The sequence below is a fragment of the Novosphingobium sp. Gsoil 351 genome, assembly GCF_009707465.1.
GTDB lineage: Bacteria > Pseudomonadota > Alphaproteobacteria > Sphingomonadales > Sphingomonadaceae > Novosphingobium.
The window spans coordinates 3,447,225-3,465,461 of the sequence record NZ_CP046120.1 but is presented as its reverse complement, the minus strand read 5'-3'; the positions used below and the strand labels follow the sequence as shown (position 1 = coordinate 3,465,461).

At 66.7% G+C, this 18,237-nt stretch carries 12 protein-coding genes and 1 pseudogene; 5 read left to right on the top strand and 8 right to left on the bottom strand.

Translation table 11 applies throughout. From position 1 onward, the window contains the following. Nucleotides 1–10 precede the first annotated feature (10 nt). Nucleotides 11–589, bottom strand: coding sequence for a hypothetical protein (locus GKE62_RS16660; RefSeq protein WP_154693212.1), 579 nt, complete (start codon nt 587–589; stop codon nt 11–13). A gap of 134 nt (nt 590–723) precedes the next feature. Here GKE62_RS16660 and GKE62_RS16655 point away from each other — a divergent pair, with 134 nt between their 5' ends. Both GKE62_RS16655 and ligD read left to right on the top strand, forming a co-directional pair. Next, nucleotides 724–1,590 carry a Ku protein gene (locus GKE62_RS16655; RefSeq protein ID WP_154693211.1) on the top strand — a complete coding sequence of 289 codons (867 nt, stop codon included), beginning with the start codon at nt 724–726 and terminating at the stop codon, nt 1,588–1,590. Nucleotides 1,591–1,642: 52 nt separating this feature from the next. Further along, nucleotides 1,643–4,201, top strand: a complete 2,559-nt coding sequence (ligD, locus tag GKE62_RS16650) for a DNA ligase D (RefSeq protein WP_154693210.1) — start codon at nt 1,643–1,645, stop codon at nt 4,199–4,201. 36 nt (nt 4,202–4,237) lie between these two features. Here ligD and GKE62_RS16645 read toward each other — a convergent pair whose 3' ends face one another. From GKE62_RS16645 to GKE62_RS16635, 3 genes are read right to left on the bottom strand one after another with little or no spacing between them, the layout of a single operon-like run. Next, nucleotides 4,238–5,206 carry an ROK family protein gene (locus GKE62_RS16645; RefSeq protein ID WP_154693209.1) on the bottom strand — a complete coding sequence of 323 codons (969 nt, stop codon included), beginning with the start codon at nt 5,204–5,206 and terminating at the stop codon, nt 4,238–4,240. 4 nt (nt 5,207–5,210) lie between these two features. Next, the gene (edd, locus tag GKE62_RS16640; protein WP_154693208.1) at nt 5,211–7,043 is read right to left on the bottom strand and encodes a phosphogluconate dehydratase; all 1,833 of its coding nucleotides are present in this window, start codon (nt 7,041–7,043) and stop codon (nt 5,211–5,213) included. Then, nucleotides 7,043–7,663 (bottom strand): 6-phosphogluconolactonase, encoded by a 621-nt coding sequence (locus tag GKE62_RS16635; RefSeq protein ID WP_154693207.1) that lies wholly within the window; start codon nt 7,661–7,663, stop codon nt 7,043–7,045. Before GKE62_RS16635 ends, edd begins: the two co-directional genes overlap by 1 nt. A gap of 248 nt (nt 7,664–7,911) precedes the next feature. Between GKE62_RS16635 and putA the strand changes: the two genes are divergently transcribed. Further along, the gene (gene putA / locus GKE62_RS16630; RefSeq protein ID WP_370516015.1) at nt 7,912–10,560 is read left to right on the top strand and encodes a bifunctional proline dehydrogenase/L-glutamate gamma-semialdehyde dehydrogenase PutA; all 2,649 of its coding nucleotides are present in this window, start codon (nt 7,912–7,914) and stop codon (nt 10,558–10,560) included. After that, entirely contained in the window at nt 10,475–11,038 is a 564-nt protein-coding gene (locus GKE62_RS19880; RefSeq protein ID WP_370516014.1) for an aldehyde dehydrogenase family protein, read from the top strand. Before putA ends, GKE62_RS19880 begins: the two co-directional genes overlap by 86 nt. Before the next feature lie 22 nt (nt 11,039–11,060). On the opposite strand, the gene GKE62_RS16625 is transcribed toward GKE62_RS19880, so the two are convergent. Then, entirely contained in the window at nt 11,061–11,858 is a 798-nt protein-coding gene (locus tag GKE62_RS16625; protein WP_154693206.1) for a LysR family transcriptional regulator, read from the bottom strand. Between the two features lie 187 nt (nt 11,859–12,045). Beyond that, on the bottom strand, nt 12,046–12,444 hold the full coding sequence (apaG, locus tag GKE62_RS16620) for a Co2+/Mg2+ efflux protein ApaG (RefSeq protein ID WP_154693205.1): 399 nt from the start codon (nt 12,442–12,444) through the stop codon (nt 12,046–12,048). A 144-nt stretch (nt 12,445–12,588) separates the two neighbouring features. Here apaG and GKE62_RS16615 point away from each other — a divergent pair, with 144 nt between their 5' ends. Continuing rightward, on the top strand, nt 12,589–15,297 hold the full coding sequence (locus tag GKE62_RS16615; RefSeq protein ID WP_154693204.1) for an adenylate/guanylate cyclase domain-containing protein: 2,709 nt from the start codon (nt 12,589–12,591) through the stop codon (nt 15,295–15,297). A gap of 49 nt (nt 15,298–15,346) precedes the next feature. On the opposite strand, the gene GKE62_RS16610 is transcribed toward GKE62_RS16615, so the two are convergent. Both GKE62_RS16610 and GKE62_RS16605 read right to left on the bottom strand, forming a co-directional pair. After that, nucleotides 15,347–16,741, bottom strand: a complete 1,395-nt coding sequence (locus GKE62_RS16610) for a hypothetical protein (RefSeq protein ID WP_154693203.1) — start codon at nt 16,739–16,741, stop codon at nt 15,347–15,349. Between the two features lie 241 nt (nt 16,742–16,982). Further along, a pseudogene (locus tag GKE62_RS16605) lies at nt 16,983–18,192 on the bottom strand (PLP-dependent aspartate aminotransferase family protein). Between the last annotated feature and the right edge of the window lie 45 nt (nt 18,193–18,237).

The following is an 18,237-nucleotide window of genomic DNA, read 5'->3' as shown; positions in this document are numbered from 1 at the left end:
GGGTATCGATCTAGCGATCCGGGCCCTGGTCGGGAGCGGGCGTCGCATAAGGGCCATCGCTCGGCTCCTCGCTTGCGGAGGGCGGAACGCCGTCGTCGCGCTCGGGCGAAGTGCTCTCATCGCTGCGATAGTCGCGATCGTCATCGCCGGTTCCGCGCGCGCCATCGCGCATCGCGTCCTTCATCCGCGCGCCCATTTCACGCGCCATCGCCTTGAGCGCGGGGGTCATTTCCTCGGCTGCGGCGACCATTCCCCCTGCCTGGCCCATCAGCGCGGGCAGCTCGCGGCTCATCTCGCGCGGCATGTCGCGGGCTTCGGGGCCGGCATAGTCGCCCACGGTGGCGCCGCGCATGTTGCGGGCGGTGCGGCGGTCGCCCATCGCATCGGCCATCCGCGCGAGCGGTTCGAGGGGCATGTCGAGCATCGCCTCGCTCATCGCCGCCACGGTGCGGGCCATCGCCTGTTGCATGACCGGGTCGCGCATCATCTCGGCCGCCTTGGCGGCCTTGCTCTCGGGCTTCGCCGCGGTGGGCGACGCAGCCAGCGCGAGCGCCAGCGCGGACGCGGCGAACGGGGCACGGGTGGACATGGTAGGCGACTCCAAAATTTCCGGCGGCCAGCCACCATAGTAGCACCCGCTGAGCGGATCATGAACGGTTTCGGGAACCGCCGCGCCCCTGAGGATTCGTGGAGACGAGCGATTACCGCGACGGGAAGATGAAAATGGCCGCAAGAGCATACTGGCAGGGACAGATTCGGCTCGCGCTGGTGTCGATCCCGGTGGAGATCTATCCTGCGACCAAGTCCGGCGCGGCGATCAGCTTTCGCCAGATCCATGAACCGACCGGCAAGCCGATCAACTACGAAAAAGTCGTCCAGGGCGTCGGCCCGGTCGACCGCGACGAGATCGTCAAGGGCTTCGAGGTCTCCAAGGGCAACTTCGTGCTGCTCGAGGACAAAGAGATCGAAGCGGTCAAGATCGAGAGCCGGAAGACGCTCGACCTCGTCCAGTTCGTGGGCCGCGAGGACATCGACGTTCTCTATTTCGAAAAGCCTTACTATGTCGTCCCTGCGGACGATCTCGCGGAAGAGGCCTACGTCGTCTTGCGCGAGGCGCTGCGGGCTGCGGGCAAGATCGCGCTGGGCCAGCTTTCGGTGCGCGGGCGCGAGCAATTGGTCAGCCTAAAGCCGTGCGGGCGCGGGATCGTGATGGAAACGCTGCGCTATGCCGACGAGGTCCAGAAGGCGCAGGGCTTTTTTCGTGACATCCCCGACGCCAAGCCCGACGCCGACCTGCTCGATCTGGCCACCACCCTGATCGACAAGAAGACCGCGCCGTTCAAGCCCGAGGAGTTCCACGACCGCTACATCGAGGCGCTCCACCGGCTGATCGAGAAGAAGAGCAAAGCCAAGGGCAAGACGATCCTCGAGGACGTGTCCGCACCAGCCCCGCGCGGCGGCAACGTTATCGACTTGATGGCGGCGCTGAAGAAGTCGGTTGGTTCGGGCGGCGATACGGCCAAGCCCGCGGCGAAGAAGGCGCCTGCGAAGAAGGCGGCGGCAAAGGCGCCTGCACGCAAGCGAGCATGAAACCAGCGTTTGCCACCACACCCGCTTTGAGAATTGGGCAGGCTCGGTAATCGTGGCTCGCTCCGATCCCCTCGCTGCCTACAATGCCAAGCGCGATTTCAAACTGACGGCGGAACCCGCGGGCAAGCGAGAGGCCAGCGCCACCGGCAAGGCCGGATCCACGTCCGGCCCAGGCCTTTTCATCGTCCAAAAGCACGACGCGACCCGGCTCCATTGGGATTTCCGCATCGAGGTCGATGGCGTGCTCAAATCGTGGGCGGTGACGCGCGGCCCCAGCCTCGATCCGGAGGACAAGCGGCTCGCGGTGCGGACCGAAGACCACCCGATGGCCTATGCCGAATTCGAGGGCACGATTCCCAAGGGCGAATATGGCGGCGGCACGGTGATGCTGTGGGACCGCGGCACATGGGCGCCGATCGCGGGGAAAAGCGCCAAGGACATCGACAAGGGGCACCTCCACTTCACCCTGGCGGGCGAGCGGATGAACGGCGAGTGGATCATGATCCGCCTGCGGCCGCGCCCGGGCGAGAAGCGCGAGAACTGGCTGCTGCGCAAGATCGCCGACGAGTTCGCGGAAGTGGGTGACGTGCTGGTCGAACGATCGCTGACCAGCGTGCTGACGAAGCGCACGATGGCAGAAATCGCCGCCGATCAGGCGGGCGAGCATTCGCTCAAGGGTCAGAAAGGCAAGGCGTTCACCGCAATCATGGCCGATGCGGCGCAACACAACGCGACGGTCGCCAAGCCCGCGGCCAAGCCGCGCAAGGCCAAGCCACGCAAGGCCACAGCGGCAAAGCTCCCCGCCTTCCGCCCGCCCCAGCTCGCGACCCTCGTCGATGCCGTACCTGCGGGCAATTCGTGGTTCCACGAGATCAAGTTCGACGGCTACCGCGCGCTGGTCGCGGTCAAGGGCGGAGAGGTGCGCGTCCACACCCGCAACGGGCTCGACTGGACCGACAAGTTCGCTCCGCTCGCCAAAGCCATCGCCGCGCTCGACCTGCCGCCCGCGCTGATCGATGGCGAGATCGTGTCGTACGACACGGACGGCAACCCCGACTTCTCCTCGCTCCAGGCCGTCCTCAAGCGCGGCCACGGTGCGCAGACCGACGCCACCCCCCTCGCCTTCCACGCCTTCGACCTGCTCGAGCTCGACGGCGCGGACCTGACCACGCTGACCAACATCGAGCGCAAGGAGCGCCTTGAAGCCCTGCTCGCCGCCGCCGCGCCGCCGATCCACGTCGCCGACCACGTGATCGGCGCGGGGGAGAAACTGCTGCGGACGATGTGCGACGCCGGACAGGAAGGGATCATCTCCAAGCGGATCGACGGCAAATATGCGGGCAAGCGCAGCCGCGACTGGCTCAAGGTCAAATGCACCCGGCGCCAGGAATTCGTGATTGTCGGCTGGAAGAAATCGAGCGCCAAGGGCCGCCCGTTCTCGTCACTGGTGCTCGCGCAACATGAAGGCAAGACGCTGGTCTACAAGGGCAATGTCGGCACCGGCTTCACCGGCGATACGCTGGGCGATCTGGCCGCACGGATGGACAAGCTGGAAGCCGCCGACGCCCCTCTGAACGTCCCGCGCGCCGCGCGGCGCGGGGTCACCTGGCTCAAGCCGGAGCTCGTCGCCGAGATCGCCTTTGCCGAATTTACAGCCGACGGCTCGGTCCGCCACGGCAGCTTCCTGGGGTTGCGCGGCGACAAACCCGCCAGGGACGTGTCGCCCGAAACGCCGGTCACCGTGCCGACAGCGGAAACCGTCAAGATCTCAAACCGCGACCGTCCCGTGTTCGACAGCGGCCAGACCAAGGGCGATCTCGCCGACTACTACGCGACGATCGCCCCGCTGATGCTGCCGTTCGCCGCCGGCCGCCCGGTCAGCCTCGTCCGCTGCCCGCAGGGTCGCGGCAAGAAGTGCTTCTTCCAGAAGCATGACGCCGGGACATTCGGCGCGCACGTCCACCATGTGCCGATCGTCGAGAAGGACGGCGGGGCAGAGGATTACCTGTGGCTCGACAGCGCCGAGGGGCTGCTGTCGTGCGTCCAGATGGGGACGATCGAATTCCACGGCTGGGGCAGCCGCGCCAGCGATGTCGAGCACCCCGACCGCCTCATCATCGATCTCGATCCCGACGAGGGCCTCGATTTCGGCGACGTCAAAAGCGCGGCCAAGGACATCCACGACAAGCTCGAGGACCTGGGCCTGGTCAGCTTCGCGATGCTTTCGGGGGGCAAGGGCGTCCACGTGGTGGTTCCGCTCGACGCCGGGCATTCGTGGGAGGTGCACAAGGACTTCGCCAAGCGTTTCGCCGAGGCGCTCAGTCTGGCCGAGCCCGAGCGGTTCGTCGCGACGATGAGCAAGGCCAAACGCAAGGGCAAGATCTTCATCGACTGGCTGCGCAACCAGCGCGGCAGCACCGCCGTGCTGCCCTATTCGGCCCGCGCCCGCGAAGGCGCGCCGGTGGCGGCGCCGATCGCCTGGGGCGAGTTGGCCGGATTCGACAACGCGCACCCGTGGTCGATCGGGGATGTCAACGCATTGCTCCGAAGAGCGAAAGGCAAGGCGTTGGCGGGATGGGGTTTTGCTGCGCAGAAGCTACCCGATTTCTGACAACGCACCACCCCACTCATGGGTCGTTGGTCACCATCAATCGAACGCCTGCGCGAACGCGGCTGCGGCTCCCAGCAACCCCGGCTGGGGATGGACGATCAGCTTGACCGGCAGCCCCGCCATCATCTCTGCAAACCGCCCCTTTGCGGTATAGCGTTCGGCAAAGCCCGAGCGGACCAGGTGGTCGCGGATACGGTAGCCGAGTCCGCCCGCGATCACCGTGGCGGATGCTCCCTGCGCCAGCGCCAGATCGCCCGCGACGCTGCCCAGCGCCAGGCAGAACCGGTCGAGCGCGGCGGCGGCGAGGCTGTCCTCGCCCGTCATCGCCAGCGCCCACAGTTCGCTGTCAGGCATCTCGAGCACCGCCTTGCCCTCGAGCCGGGCGAGCGTGGCGTGGATTTCGGCAAGGCCCGGCCCGGCGACCACGCGCTCGACCGACACCCGGCGATACCGCGCGCGCAGCCGCGCCAGGATGGCGTCCTCGATGGCGTCGAGCGGGGCGAAGTCGATGTGCCCGCCCTCGGTCGCCGAAACGCGGTAGCCCCTCGCATCGCGCCAGACGTGCGCCACGCCCAGCCCGGTGCCGGGACCGACCACGCTGATCGTGCCTTCGACCGGCAGCGGTACATCGGGTCCGGCCAGGTGGACAAAGTGCTCGGACTCGGCCTGCGCCGCCGCATGGCCGACGGCGGCGAAGTCGTTGATCAGAACGTGGCGCTCGACCCGCAGCTTTTCGTTCACCAGCGCCGGGCGGATGATCCACGGGTTGTTGGTGAACTGCACGATCTCGCCCTGAATGGGCCCGGCGACGGCGATCGCGGCGGCTTCGGGCAGCGGGCGGCCCAGCCCCGCGCCGAACGCCTCCCACGCGGTCTGAAAGCTGGCGTGCTCGGCGGTCTTCAGCGTGGTTTCGGGGCCGAGACGGTGGACCTTGCCATCCGCCACTTGCGCCAGCGCAAACCGGGCGTGGGTGCCCCCGATGTCGACCGCGACAAGTTCGGTCATTCGCTCATAAGCCCGCCGCCGCCAGCATCGCGCTGGCACCCTGCTCGGCGGTGTCGCAGTGCAGCCGCATTAGCGCGAACAGCTCGCGGCCGGTGCCGGGTGTGACTGGCGGCTGCACCGCAAGCGCGCGCGCATCCCATTCGGCCGCGTCGACCAGCGCGACCAGTTCGCCCTTCTCGCCGCACACCCGCACCAGATCGCCATCGCGCAACCTGGCCAGCGCCCCGCCCAGATGCGCCTCGGGACTGACGTGGATCGCCGCGGGCACCTTGCCGCTGGCCCCGCTCATCCGTCCGTCGGTGACCAGGGCTACCCTGAAGCCCCGATCTTGCAGCACCCCGAGCGGCGGGGTCAGCTTGTGGAGTTCGGGCATGCCGTTGGCCGCCGGACCCTGAAAGCGCACGATGACAACCACGTCGCGCTCCAACTCCCCCGCCTTGAACGCGGCGATCACCGCGTCCTGATCGGCGAACACCCGGCACGGAGCCTCGATCGTCCAGCGCGCGCGATCGACCGCGCTGAGCTTGATGTTGGCGCGTCCGAGGTTGCCGCTGAGCAGGCGCAGGCCGCCCTCCGGCTGAAACGGAGCGCTTGCCGGACGCAGGATCGTTGCATCCGACGACTCCTCGGGCGCATCGTGCCAGCGCAGTCCTTCGTCGCCGAGACCCGGTTCGCGCGCGCCGTCTCGAAGCGAGTCGCCGTACACGGTCATGATGTCTTCGTGCGCCAGGCCCGCATCGAGCAGTTCGCGAATCACGAACGGCGTGCCTCCGGCGGCGGCGAAGGTGTTCACGTCGCCCGGCCCGTTGGGATAGATGCTGGCGATCAGCGGCACAACGCGGCTGAGTTCGTCCATGTCGTCCCAGTCGATCAGCACGCCTGCCGAGCGGCCGATCGCGGGCAGATGGATGAAATGGTTGGTCGAGCCGCCGGTCGCGAGCAGCCCGACCACCGCATTGACGATCGCCTTCTCGTCGACGCAGCGCCCCAGCGGGCGGTAGTCGTCGCCGTTCCAGCCGATCGCGGCGGCGCGGTGGACCGCGGCGCGGGTGAGTTCCTGGCGCAATTTGGTGACGGGATGAACGAAGCTGGAGCCGGGCATGTGCAGCCCCATCATCTCCATCATCATCTGGTTGGAATTGGCGGTGCCATAGAAGGTGCAGGTGCCGCCGCTGTGATAGCTGAGGCTTTCCGCCTCGAGCAGCTCCTCGCGGGTCGCCTTGCCCTCGGCATAGAGCTGGCGGACGCGCGCCTTTTCCTTGTTGGCGAGGCCGCTGGGCATCGGCCCGCCCGGAACCAGAATTGTCGGCAGGTGGCCGAAGCGCAGCGCGCCGATCAACAACCCCGGCACGATCTTGTCGCAGATTCCCAGCAGCAGAGCCGCCTCGAACATCCCGTGGCTGAGTGCGACAGCAGTGCCGAGCGCGATGGTGTCGCGGCTGAACAGCGACAGTTCCATCGAGGGCTGGCCCTGGGTCACCCCGTCGCACATCGCCGGAACCCCGCCGGCGACTTGTGCGGTTGCGCCAACTTCGCGCGCGAAGATCTTGATCTGCGAAGGATAAGCCCCGTAAGGCGCATGTGCCGACAGCATGTCGTTATAGGCGGTGACGATCCCGATATTGAGCGCGGTCCCGGCCCGCAGCGAGGGCTTGTCGTCACCCGCGGCGGCAAAGCCATGCGCAAGGTTGCCGCACGACAACGTCGGTCGGTTGACCCCCTTGTCGCGAGCACGGTCGATCAGGTCGAGATAGGCGGCGCGGCCCGCGCGGCTGCGCTCGACGATCCGCGCGGTAACTTTGGCGAGCGTGGGGTGCAGTTGCACGCTTTGCGGCATCATTCGCTCCAATAGATCGTGACCGGTGGGCCGGGGCCACGCAGGATATCCGAGACCGGATAAGAATCGGCCCCGCCCAGGGCGTGCTCGATCACCGTGCGCTTGGCGCGTCCGGTTACGACGAGGATGACCGCCTCGGCCGCGGTAAGCGCCTTCCGGTTCAGCGTCAGCCGCGCAAACGGCGCTTCGAGCGGCAAGGGGATCGGGGTGACCGCGATCACTCGGCGGCGCTTGCACGGCTCGGCGCACATCCGCGGGAACAGCGAAGCGATATGACCGTCCTCCCCCATCCCCAGCCACACCAGATCGAACCGCGCGGGCCGATCGCCGTCGGCCAGCGGCAGAATTTCGGCGGCGGTACCCGCGAACGCGCGGCGCAGCGCGCCGAGGTTGCTGGCGGGATGATCGGGCGGAACCTGGCGATCGTCGGTGGGAACGATCCTGACCCCCGACCAGTCGAGGTTTTGCGCGGCCAGGAGTTGCAGCACTTTGCCGGGGGTAGACCCGCCCGCAATGGCGATCCGCTTCTTGCCCGGGCGCGCCACTTCGGCGGCGATCCGCGCGGCGACGGCGGCGAGATCGCCGGGGTCGGCCCAGGTGACGGAGGCGGCGGCGGTCATCGGCGAACCTTTGCGGTCATGAAGGCACGATGACAACTCTCAGTTGCTCGCTAAAGGCAGCAATACGCCGCTCATTCCGAGCGAACAACAATGCCTATCCATCCCAAACGAAGTCGAGAGATCGCGCGCGTGCCGCAACTCGCGCGCAATGTCCCGACTTCGCTCGACACGAGCGGAGACGAGTGGTGGATTGAAGCTACCCTCGGGCTGGTGCATGGGCTCCCAAACCCGTTTCGAAAGCAACCAACGTGCCGCCAGCCGAACCGACCCGCGCCGCCGTGCGCGCCGCCTATCGCCAGGAGGAAGAGGCTTGCCTAGCGGAGCGCCTGCGCGAGGCCACGCCGGCACGCGCGGTGCATCCGCAGGCTGCCGCACTGGCCGCGCAATTGGTCGAGGGCGCGCGGGCGCGCAAGGCTTCGGGGCTCGACGCGTTTCTTCAAGCTTACGGTCTCGGCACCGATGAAGGTATCGCGCTGATGTGCCTCGCCGAAGCGCTGCTGCGCGTGCCCGACACGGCCACCGCCGACGCGCTGATCCACGACAAGCTGGGCGGGATCGACTGGTCCGAGCATCTCGGCGACAGTTCCAGCACGTTCGTCAACGCCGCCACCTTCTCGCTGATGCTGACTGGGCGGGTTCTCGACCAGCGGCGTGCGCAAGCGGCGGGCCTGGGAGCCAGTCTCAAACGTGCGGTCGGGCGGCTGGGCGAGCCGGTCATCCGCACCGCAACGCTTCAGGCGATGAAGATTCTCGGCGGGCAATTCGTGTTCGGACGAACGATCGACGAGGCGCTGGCGAGGGCCACACCCGAACGCGCACGAGGCCTCAGTCACAGCTTCGACATGCTGGGCGAAGCGGCGATGACGTTCGCCGACGCCGAGCGCTACCGGCTGAGCTACCAGGCGGCGCTGGCGACGATCGCGCGTGAGGCGAAGGCCACTGGCAATCCGGGCGTGGTCCGCTCGCCGGGGATTTCGGTAAAGCTTTCGGCGCTTCACCCACGCTACGAATTCCTCCACGCAGATGCCGCCAAGGCTGCGCTGCTGCCGGTGCTACGCGACCTCGCTGTCCAGGCGCGCGACGCCGACATCCACTTCACCATCGACGCCGAGGAGGCCGAACGGCTCGAACTCAGCATGGACCTGGTCGCCGCGCTGGTCGCGGACGACGAGCTGTTTGCCGGCGGCTGGCAGGGCTTCGGGCTCGCGCTGCAAGCCTATTCGAAGCGCGCCGTCCCGCTCGTCGAGTGGACGATCGCGCTGGCCCGTCGCCATAGCCGCACCATCATGGTCCGGCTGGTCAAGGGCGCATACTGGGACAGCGAGATCAAGCACTCGCAGGTCGGCGGGTTCGCGGATTTTCCGGTTTTTACACGCAAGGTTGCGACCGATGTTTCCTATCTAGCATGCGCCGCCAAGCTGCTCGCCGCGCCAGACGCGATCTACCCCGCCTTCGCCACGCACAACGCCTATACCATCGGCGCGATCAAAGCGCTGGCCGGATCGGACGCGCGCTTCGAATTCCAGCGACTTCACGGGATGGGCGAGGAAGTCTATGAAGAACTGGCGAAAATAGAGGGGAATGCTCGCACCCCGGTACGGATTTACGCGCCCGTCGGCGGGCACAAGGATCTGCTCGCCTACCTCGTGCGCCGCCTGCTCGAGAACGGCGCCAATTCCAGCTTCGTCAACCGCATGGCCGACGCGGAAGTGCCGGTTGCCGCGCTCACCGGCGATCCGGTGGCGGAACTGGAGGCGCTGACGCCCAGGCGCAACCCGGCGATCCCCCTTCCGGGCGACATTTTCCCGGGCCGGGCGAACAGCTTGGGGATCGATTTGGCGGACCCGCTGGTGCGGAGGCCGTTGGTGGAGCGATTGGAGGGGTTGAAGGCGAAAGTGTGGGAGGCCGGCGCCACCTCGCCGATCAGCGAGAGCGGCAGCACCCGCCCGATCCACTCGCCTCATGACCGGACGAGCCTTGTGGGTCACTGCACCGACGCGACCGGCGACGATGTCGATCTCGCCGCGCACCGCGCCGCCGCAGCCCAGCCAGGGTGGGACGCGCTGGGCGGGGAGCACCGCGCCGCGCTGCTCGATGCCGCGGCCGCAACGTTCGAAGCCCACGCCGACGAGATCCTCTCGCTGTGCTGCCGCGAAGCCGGCAAGACCCTGCCCGACGCGGTGCTCGAACTGCGCGAGGCGGTCGATTTCCTGCGTTACTACGCCAGCGAAGCCCGGCGGCTATTTACCCACGACACGCAGCTTCCCGGCCCAACCGGCGAGACCAACCGACTGAGCCATCACGGTCGCGGTGTCTTCGCCACAATCGCGCCGTGGAACTTCCCGCTGGCGATCTTCATCGGCCCCGCCGCCGCCGCGCTCGCTGCGGGCAACACGGTGCTGGCCAAGCCCGCCGAGCAGACCCCGCTGCTCGGCGGGCTGGCGGTCCGGTTGTGCCATCACGCCGGGATTCCCGATGGGGTGATCCAGGTGCTGCCTGGCGATGGCATGGTCGGGGCGGCGATCACCGCACATCCGCTGGTCGCCGGGGTCGCGTTCACCGGATCGACCGACACCGCACGCATCATCAACCGCGCGCTCGCCGGCCGCGATGGCCCGCTGGCGACGCTCGTCGCCGAAACCGGCGGGCAGAATGCGATGCTGGTCGACAGCTCGGCCCTGCCCGAGCAGGTCACCCGCGACGTGATCGCCAGCGCGTTCCAGTCGGCCGGGCAGCGCTGCCTCGGCGCTGCGCGTGCTGTATCTTCAGGACGACGTTGCCGACGCGATGCTGGCGATGATCCGCGGCGCGATGGAAGCGCTCGTAATCGGCGACCCGGAGGATTTGACGACCGATGTCGGCCCGGTGATCGACGCCGAGGCGAAGCGGGGCCTTGAAGCCCACATCGACGCGATGAAGCAGGCCGGGCGCAAGGTCTGGCAGCGCGGCCTCCCCGAAAGCGCCACCAACGGCCATTTCGTGCCGCCCACGATCATCGAGATCGACAGCATCACCGATCTCGAGAAGGAGAATTTCGGCCCGGTCCTACACGTCGCGCGGTTCAAGGGCGAGGACCTCGGCGCAGCGCTCGACGCGATCAACACCACCGGGTTCGGCCTCACCCTCGGCCTCCACAGCCGGATCGACGCAACCCGCGCCTTCGTCGAGGCGCACGCAAAGGTCGGCAACCTCTACGTCAACCGCAACCAGATCGGCGCCGTGGTCGAAAGCCAGCCTTTCGGCGGTGAGGGGCTCTCGGGAACAGGTCCGAAAGCCGGCGGTCCCAACTATGTCGCGCGTTTCGCCACCGAACGCGTGGTGTGCATAGACACGACGGCGGCGGGGGGGAATGCCAGCCTCATGGCGGGCGGCTGAGGCTCCCCCGGCAAGGGCAGGATCAGGCCGTCAAATACCCCACCAGCGCCTTGACCTTCTTCTGGCGCCACTGCGGGGTCGGAGCGACCAGCCAGTAACCGTGGCGGCAGGCCTCGCGCGTTCCCAGGGCGATGCGCTGCCCGGCGGCGAGCGCGGCATCGGCGAGAAGCGCGGGAACGCGCGCGCGGCCGAGACCGGCTGCGGCCGCGGAGATCGCCAGCCCGGCGTCGGCAACGCTAAGCGCGGGCTCCTCGCCATCGGGTACGGCGTCGCCGGGCCAGCCGATCCAAGCAGGGATCCCATCGCCGTCCGACGGCGTGACGACGACCCGGTCGGTATTGCCCAGCGCCACGCCTTCGAGTTCGCCCGGCCCCTCGCCAAAGCGGATCGCGAGATCGAGGTTGGCTTCGGTGAAGTCCATCTCCGCGTCCCCCGCGACCAGCGCATAGCGTACCTGCGGATTCTCGTGGCGGAACCCGGCGAGCCGGGGAGCGAGCCATAGCCCGAGCAGATCGCGCGGCACCGCGATCGTGTAGACGTGGCTCGATTGGCCCGCCTGGATCGCCTGGACCGCCTCTTCGAAGCGCAAAAACCCCTCGCGCAACGGATCGAGCCCGGCCACCGCCTCGCCGGTCAGCTCGAGACCCTTGGGCGTGCGGCGGAACAGCACGACGCCCAACAAGTCTTCCAGCGCGCGGATCTGCTGGCCGACCGCTGCAGGGGTCACCGCCAACTCGTCGGCCGCGCGCGTAAACGACAAATGCCGCGCCGCCGCATCGAGCACGCGCAGACCGTTGAGCGGAAGATGGGTGCGCTTCATGCGCGCTGGCTAGTGCGCGGAGGCGGATTGGGCAAGGCTTGGCGGGAGAGCTTCGCGGGGAGAGGCCGGCGCGGGCCCATAGGGTGGGGGGTATGGAGCGGACGGGACACTTTCATTCCGAAAGCGTCTGGCCAAACATGGGCAACCAAAATCGGCAAAGGCCGCAAGAGGCTCGCTATTCGTCCCCTCACCCCGCCGTTGCAGGCGCCGCGAGCGGGAAGAACGGGATTGCCACTTCGATCAGCTTTCCGTCGGCCCGGCGCATCGTATAGTGGCCTTCCATCGAACCGTGATGCGTCGCCAGCGGGCAGCCGCTGACGTAGTCGTGGCTTTGTCCCGGCTTGAGCAGCGGCTGTTCGCCGACCACGCCTTCGCCGTCGACGAAGTTGACCATGCCGCGCCCGTCGGTGATCCGCCAGTGGCGGGTAACGAGCTGGACCGGCTGGTCCGACCCATTCTCGATGCGGATGTGATAGACCCAGAACCACTTGCCCGCCTCGACCCGCGATTGCTCGGGCAGGAAGTTGACCGCGACGCGCACGGTGACCCCGTCGGTGACGGCGGCATGCTGGAACAGTTCCTTCATTGCAGGTGAGCGTAACCCCAAACGCGCGGGGCGACAATCTCCTCAAATCGCTCAATCCGGGGGCAAAGTCGCGCAGGGGTGTGCTTTCCAGTTCCGTAGCGCGCGGTTTGTGGTAGCTTGGCGTGCAGCAGCGGGGGCTCAGTGTTGCACTTTCCCACCATACGGCCTGCAGGACGTGCGAAGTCGCCGGTCCCCCGGCGCTCGTCCCGCGCGCTTTTCCTGCGCGTCTCGTGGCTCTACCTGCTCGCCTCGACCATCGCTGCGGCGGTCACGCTCATGCTGGTCATCGTCGGCGGCGAGTTCACCCTGCGGCAGTGGCTTATCTGGGGGCCGATGATCCCGGTCGGGATGTCGCTCTATACCACGCTCGACATTCTCTTCATCCACTACCAGCTACGCCCGATCAGCCGCGCGCTAGACCTGCTGGACGATTTCGGCCTGCCCAACCGCGACATTCTGGGCGACGGGATAGTGCAGGCGCTCAACCTGCCGCTGCTGGCCTTCCTGAGAGTTACGCTGTTCCATGGCCCGATGGCGATGACCTTGCTGGTGGTCGCGTTCATGTTGTCGAACCTGGTCTTCGACGCGGGGTTCCAATATTGGCAGATGGGTGCCTTCTGCGCGACGGTGATCTTCTTCGCCTCGCCCACCCACGCGATCTTCGAATACTTCTCGGTCGGGCGCGAGATCGAGCCGGTGATCCGCCGCCTGAGCCAGCGGTTGGGCGAACAGCTTCCGCCCGAGAAGGAAGCCAAGCTGATCTCGATTCGCTTGCGCGAAAAGCTGCTTTACCTGGCGATCGGGGTCGCCTCGCTGCCGCTGATCTTCTTTGCGTTCTCGGTGGTGTTCAAGGTTCAGCGGATCATCTCGCCAGGTGATTTCAGCTTCGGCGGCGAGAATATGACGCCGCTTTACGTATGGATCGGCGCGGTGATCACGGTGTGCATCGCCGGAGCCTTCGCGATGGGGCTCTTGACGGCGCAGGATGTCTCGCGATCGGCCAAGCGCATGCTCGAGGCGATGGAGAAAGTGGAGAGCGGGAAGCTCGACGAAGCCCACCTCGACGTCATCAGCACCGACGAATACGCCGAGCTCTTCCGTGGCTTCAGCTTGATGGTCGATTCGCTGCGCGACGAGCAGCGCATTCTATCGATCAGCTCCGACCTGTCGGGCGAACTCAAGCTCGAAGTGCTGATCGAACGGATCATGGAAGTTACGGCCGAACTGCTCAATGCCGAGCGTTCCACGCTGTTCGTCCACGATCCCAAGCGCGACGAGCTGGTCTCGGTCTATGCCGCGGGGATCGAAACTCGCGAAATCCGCATTCCGTCCAACCAGGGAATCGCCGGGGCGGTGTTCACCAGCGGCGTGGTCGAGAATATCGCCGATCCCTATGCGGACACGCGCTTCAGCCAGCAGGTCGACAAGAGCACCGGCTTCGTGACTCGCTCGATCCTCGCCGCCCCGATCATCAACAAGTCGGGCGGGCGGATCGGCGTGGCCCAGGTCCTCAACAAGCGCGATGGCGGGTTCACGCAGAAGGACGAGGCACGGCTGCGCGCGTTCGCGGCGCAAGTTGCGGTCAGTCTCGAGAACGCGCGGCTGTTCGAAGACGTCCTGAACATCAAGAACTACAACGAATCCATCCTCCAATCGATTTCCAACGGCATCGTCTCGCTCGACAGCGACAACGTGGTGGTCACCGCCAACGATCCGGCCGTCGCGACCATCGGCCTGCCAGTCGAGCAGATCATCGGGCGCAAGTTCGACGACATCGTCACCCGGCCCAACCGCTGGATCATGCAGAACCTGCGTGAGACGATCGCCACCGGACAGAACAGCATCGCCGTCGATGCCGAGCTGACCCGCCGCGACGGCACCACCTCCACCGTGAACCTCACCGCCGCGCCGCTGATCGACGGCGCCGGCCAAAGGATCGGTTCGCTGATCGTTGTCGAAGACATCACCGAGGAAAAACGCGTCCGCTCGACGATGGCGCGCTACATGTCGGCCGAAGTCGCCGACGAACTGCTCGCCGCGGGCGACGCGGGCCTGAGCGGCAAGGACCAGACCGTCTCGATCATGTTCTCCGACGTGCGCGGCTTCACCAAGATGGCCGAGACGATGGGCGCGCGCGAGACCGTGTCGGTGCTCAACAGCTACTTCACCGACATGGTCGATGTGATCTTCGAGCACGGCGGCATCCTCGACAAGTATATCGGCGACGCGATCATGGCGCTGTTCGGCGCGCCCTTCCCCAAGCCCGAGGACCCCGACAACGCGCTGGCCGCGGCCAACGACATGCTGCGCACGCTGAAATCGTTCAACGCCCGCCAGAGCGCCGCGGGCCTGACCGAGCTCGACATCGGCATCGGACTGTCGACGGGCAACGTGATCGTCGGCAACATCGGCTCGGTCAAGCGCATGGAATACACCGTGATCGGCGACGCGGTGAACCTGGCCAGCCGCCTGGAGAGCGCCAACAAGTTTTACGGCACGCGCATCCTGCTGTCCGATTTCACCGTCGCCAGCCTCAAGGCCCCCGCGCTGCTGCGCGAGATCGACTTGCTGCGGGTCAAGGGCAAGGACCGCCCGGTCGCGGTGTTCGAGGCGGTCGGCTGGCGGGCGGGCGAGAACTACGCGCAACTCGCCGCGATCCTCGAGCTGCACGACGAAGGTCTCCACGCCTACACCGCGCGCGATTGGTGCAAGGCCGAAGCGGCGTTCGGCAGACTACTGGCGATCGATCCCGCCGACGGTCCGGCCAAGATCTATCGCGACCGGGTGCGCCAGTATTCCAAGTCGCCCCCGCCGGAAGATTGGGACGGGGTCTGGACGATGACCGACAAATAGCTCCGATTGCCGGGAATCGGCCTTCGCCGCCTTGCTCGATCGGTCGTTCCTAGCGTTTGAAGATCAGCCGTTTGAGCCATGCCAGCGGGGCAGCGAAAAGACCCGGTCGCGCGTGGTCGTCTTCGGGGCTCCGCAAGTTGATCCGGGCGCGCAGACTATGGCTGGCCGGCGTCACGAACTCCTCGAAAGCCCTCTCTTCGTCGAGCGCGGAGAAAGTGTCCGGACCCATCAAGCCATCGTCGTCGTCACCGTTCAGGTATTCGTCGTCTGGCTGACCGGTATCGACTGTCTCGAAGTGATATTCCTCGTCTCTTGCCGGCGGCGAGGGAACCTCGATCACTGGTAGGAACTGTGCCCGGTTGTCCACATCGGTCCGGTCGAGAAAGGAGATGTCCTGGTCGAACCGGCCTGTCTCGTCCCAATCCAGTTCGCCCGCCACGAGTGCCGCTTCGGCCCGGGCCTGCGCGAGCAGGGCCGCCTGGGACTCCGCCAGCGCCAAGTTCAGGGCATGTCCGTCCTCGATGCCTACCCGCTCGGCTTCCGCGCGTTCGGTGTAGCGGAACGCTTCCTCCACATCCTCGTCACACAGCACCATGACAGGCGCTTTGGTCCTGGTCTGTGAAACCAGGCTTAGCAAACTGGCCATGCCGGCCGAAACTTCGGCGCCCTCATCTTCGTCGGGTGCCGAAGTCGCCTCGTCCGAACCTGCAATTGTCTCGTCGGCAGGTTCGGTTGCCGCACACGCGTCGGTCCCCGCCACCGGCGCATCGAAGAACGGATAGACCCCGTCACAAGCGGCCAGGACGCACAATGGCCGGGGCAGTCCCTTCGCGCGGATCGTATCGCGCAGGGACTGGTGGATCAGCGTGGCCAGATAGCAGGCTCCGATGCTCCCTGCGCGAATCTCCCCTTCATCGGGGTCGGCGCTGTCAAGGAGGCGGTCTTCAAGTTCGACGATCGCGCCATAGAGGTCGTCGATCCCCCGGATCGACAGCGTCGCGTCGGTCGCCTGGTAGTCGCCCTGCCACTCGAACCCGTCGCGCGAATAGCCATCGAGCAGATCATCGCGGGTCGCATCCGAAAACGGGTAGGCATCGTCGTTGAAATAGAAGGTCTTGATGAACGGAGCCAGCCTGCCGCGCGACGGCCCTGGCCCGCCCAGCACCCTGGCATCGGCCAGGGTGACGCCGATCGCGGATATCTTGTGATTGGGCCGGTCGTGATCGAGAAGGCGATCGGCGAGCCGGTGCCAGCCGCCGACTTCGATGTCCCGTGAAGTCACCTCGAGGAAGCGCGGCGGCAAGGTTTCATGCACGCCGGTGCAGGGTTCGAGCAACGCGCGCAGCCGGGTGGCGGCTTCGTCGACCTGGTCATGCCGCAGCATGTCTTCGATCGAGTGGCGAAATTCCTGCTCGTCCATACCGTCGATGGTGACGACTTTCACCGCATGCCCTCCGACAGTCGTGGTCAACGCAGCCTAGCGCGGAATGGTTGACCCGAAGTTACCGGGGGAAGCGAGACTGACGCGGCGCTGAAAACCCGCGACAACCGCACTCCAAACCCTTTGCCCGGAGCTTGTCGAACAGCCGCTTTCTTCTTCGGGCGGCAGGGCGGAACGAGATATACTAGGATGCTTCTGCACGTTCAGCACGAGCTGAGTTGGGTGAGATTCTCAGTTCGCTGCCCTAAAGCCCGACCGCCACCAGCGCCCGGTCGATGTCCTCGGCCAGATCGGCGACGTCTTCCAGGCCGACGTTGAGCCGTAGCATGCCCTCTCCAACGCCCATCGCCTCGCGCGCCTCGGGACCGACCGAATGGTGCGTGGTCGAGGCAGGGTGGCACATTAGCGAGCGAGCGTCGCCGATGTTGTTGGAGATGTCGATCAATTCGAGCGCGTCGAGCAGCGCATGCGCCTGCGGCCGGCCGCCCGCGACCTCGAAGCTGAAGATCGGCCCGGTCGCCTCCATCTGGCGCAGCGCAAGATTGTGCTGGGGATGGCTGGGCAGCCCGGGATGGAGCATCCTTGCGACGCGGCCCTGCATCATCTGGCCCAGCCTGATCGCACTCTCGCTCTGGCGGCGGATGCGCAAGTCGAGCGTCTCGAGCCCTTTGAGCACGACCCAGGCGTTGAACGGGGAGAGGTTGGGTCCGGTATTGCGCTGGAAGGGGAGTAGCTTTTCGTTGATGAATTCGTGGCTGCCGCACACCGCCCCGGCGAGGACCCTGCCCTGCCCGTCCATCATCTTGGTCGCCGAATAGGCGACCACATCCGCGCCCCATTCGAGCGGACGCTGGAGTACCGGGGTGGCGAAGGCGTTGTCGACCACCGTGGTGATCCCGTGCTCGCGCGCCAGCTCGCAGACGAAACCGAGGTCGACGATGTCCATCGTCGGGTTGGCCGGAGTCTCGAAGAAGAACACTTTGGTGTTGGGCCGGATCGCGGCTTCCCAGGCGGCGTTGTTGCGGGAATCGATGACCGATGCCTCGATTCCGAAGCGCGGGCACAGGCTGTCGACCAGCCAGCGGCACGATCCGAACGCGGCTCGCGCGGCGACGATGTGATCGCCCGCGGATAGCTGGCAGAGCAGCGCGGTGGTCATCGCCGCCATCCCGCTGGCCTGGGCGCGGCAGGCCTCGGCTCCTTCCATCAGCGCGATGCGCTCTTCGAGCATCGCCACGGTGGGATTCTGGAGACGCGAATAGGTCATCCCCCTCGGCCTCGCCCGCAAACCGGGCGGCGGGGGTCGCCGCGTCGTCGTAGGAGAAGCCCGAGCTGAGGAAAATCGCCTCGGAAGTCTCGCCCTGCTCGGAACGCCAGGTGCCACCCCGCACCGCGCGGGTCGCGGGACGCCAGTTGCGGGTGATGGCGCGGTTGAGGCCGGTATCTCGCTTCATCGTTGCGCGCCCTTACGAAGCAGCGGAGCGGCGCGCAAGGATCAC

Coding starts and splice junctions, on each gene's coding strand:
- GKE62_RS16660 (WP_154693212.1), bottom strand. CDS start 589: ATGTCCACCCGTGCCCCGTTCGCCGCGTCCGCGCTGGCGCTCGCGCTG.
- GKE62_RS16655 (WP_154693211.1), top strand. CDS start 724: ATGGCCGCAAGAGCATACTGGCAGGGACAGATTCGGCTCGCGCTGGTG.
- GKE62_RS16645 (WP_154693209.1), bottom strand. CDS start 5,206: ATGACCGAACTTGTCGCGGTCGACATCGGGGGCACCCACGCCCGGTTT.
- edd (WP_154693208.1), bottom strand. CDS start 7,043: ATGCCGCAAAGCGTGCAACTGCACCCCACGCTCGCCAAAGTTACCGCG.
- GKE62_RS16635 (WP_154693207.1), bottom strand. CDS start 7,663: ATGACCGCCGCCGCCTCCGTCACCTGGGCCGACCCCGGCGATCTCGCC.
- GKE62_RS19880 (WP_370516014.1), top strand. CDS start 10,475: ATGGAAGCGCTCGTAATCGGCGACCCGGAGGATTTGACGACCGATGTC.
- GKE62_RS16625 (WP_154693206.1), bottom strand. CDS start 11,858: ATGAAGCGCACCCATCTTCCGCTCAACGGTCTGCGCGTGCTCGATGCG.
- apaG (WP_154693205.1), bottom strand. CDS start 12,444: ATGAAGGAACTGTTCCAGCATGCCGCCGTCACCGACGGGGTCACCGTG.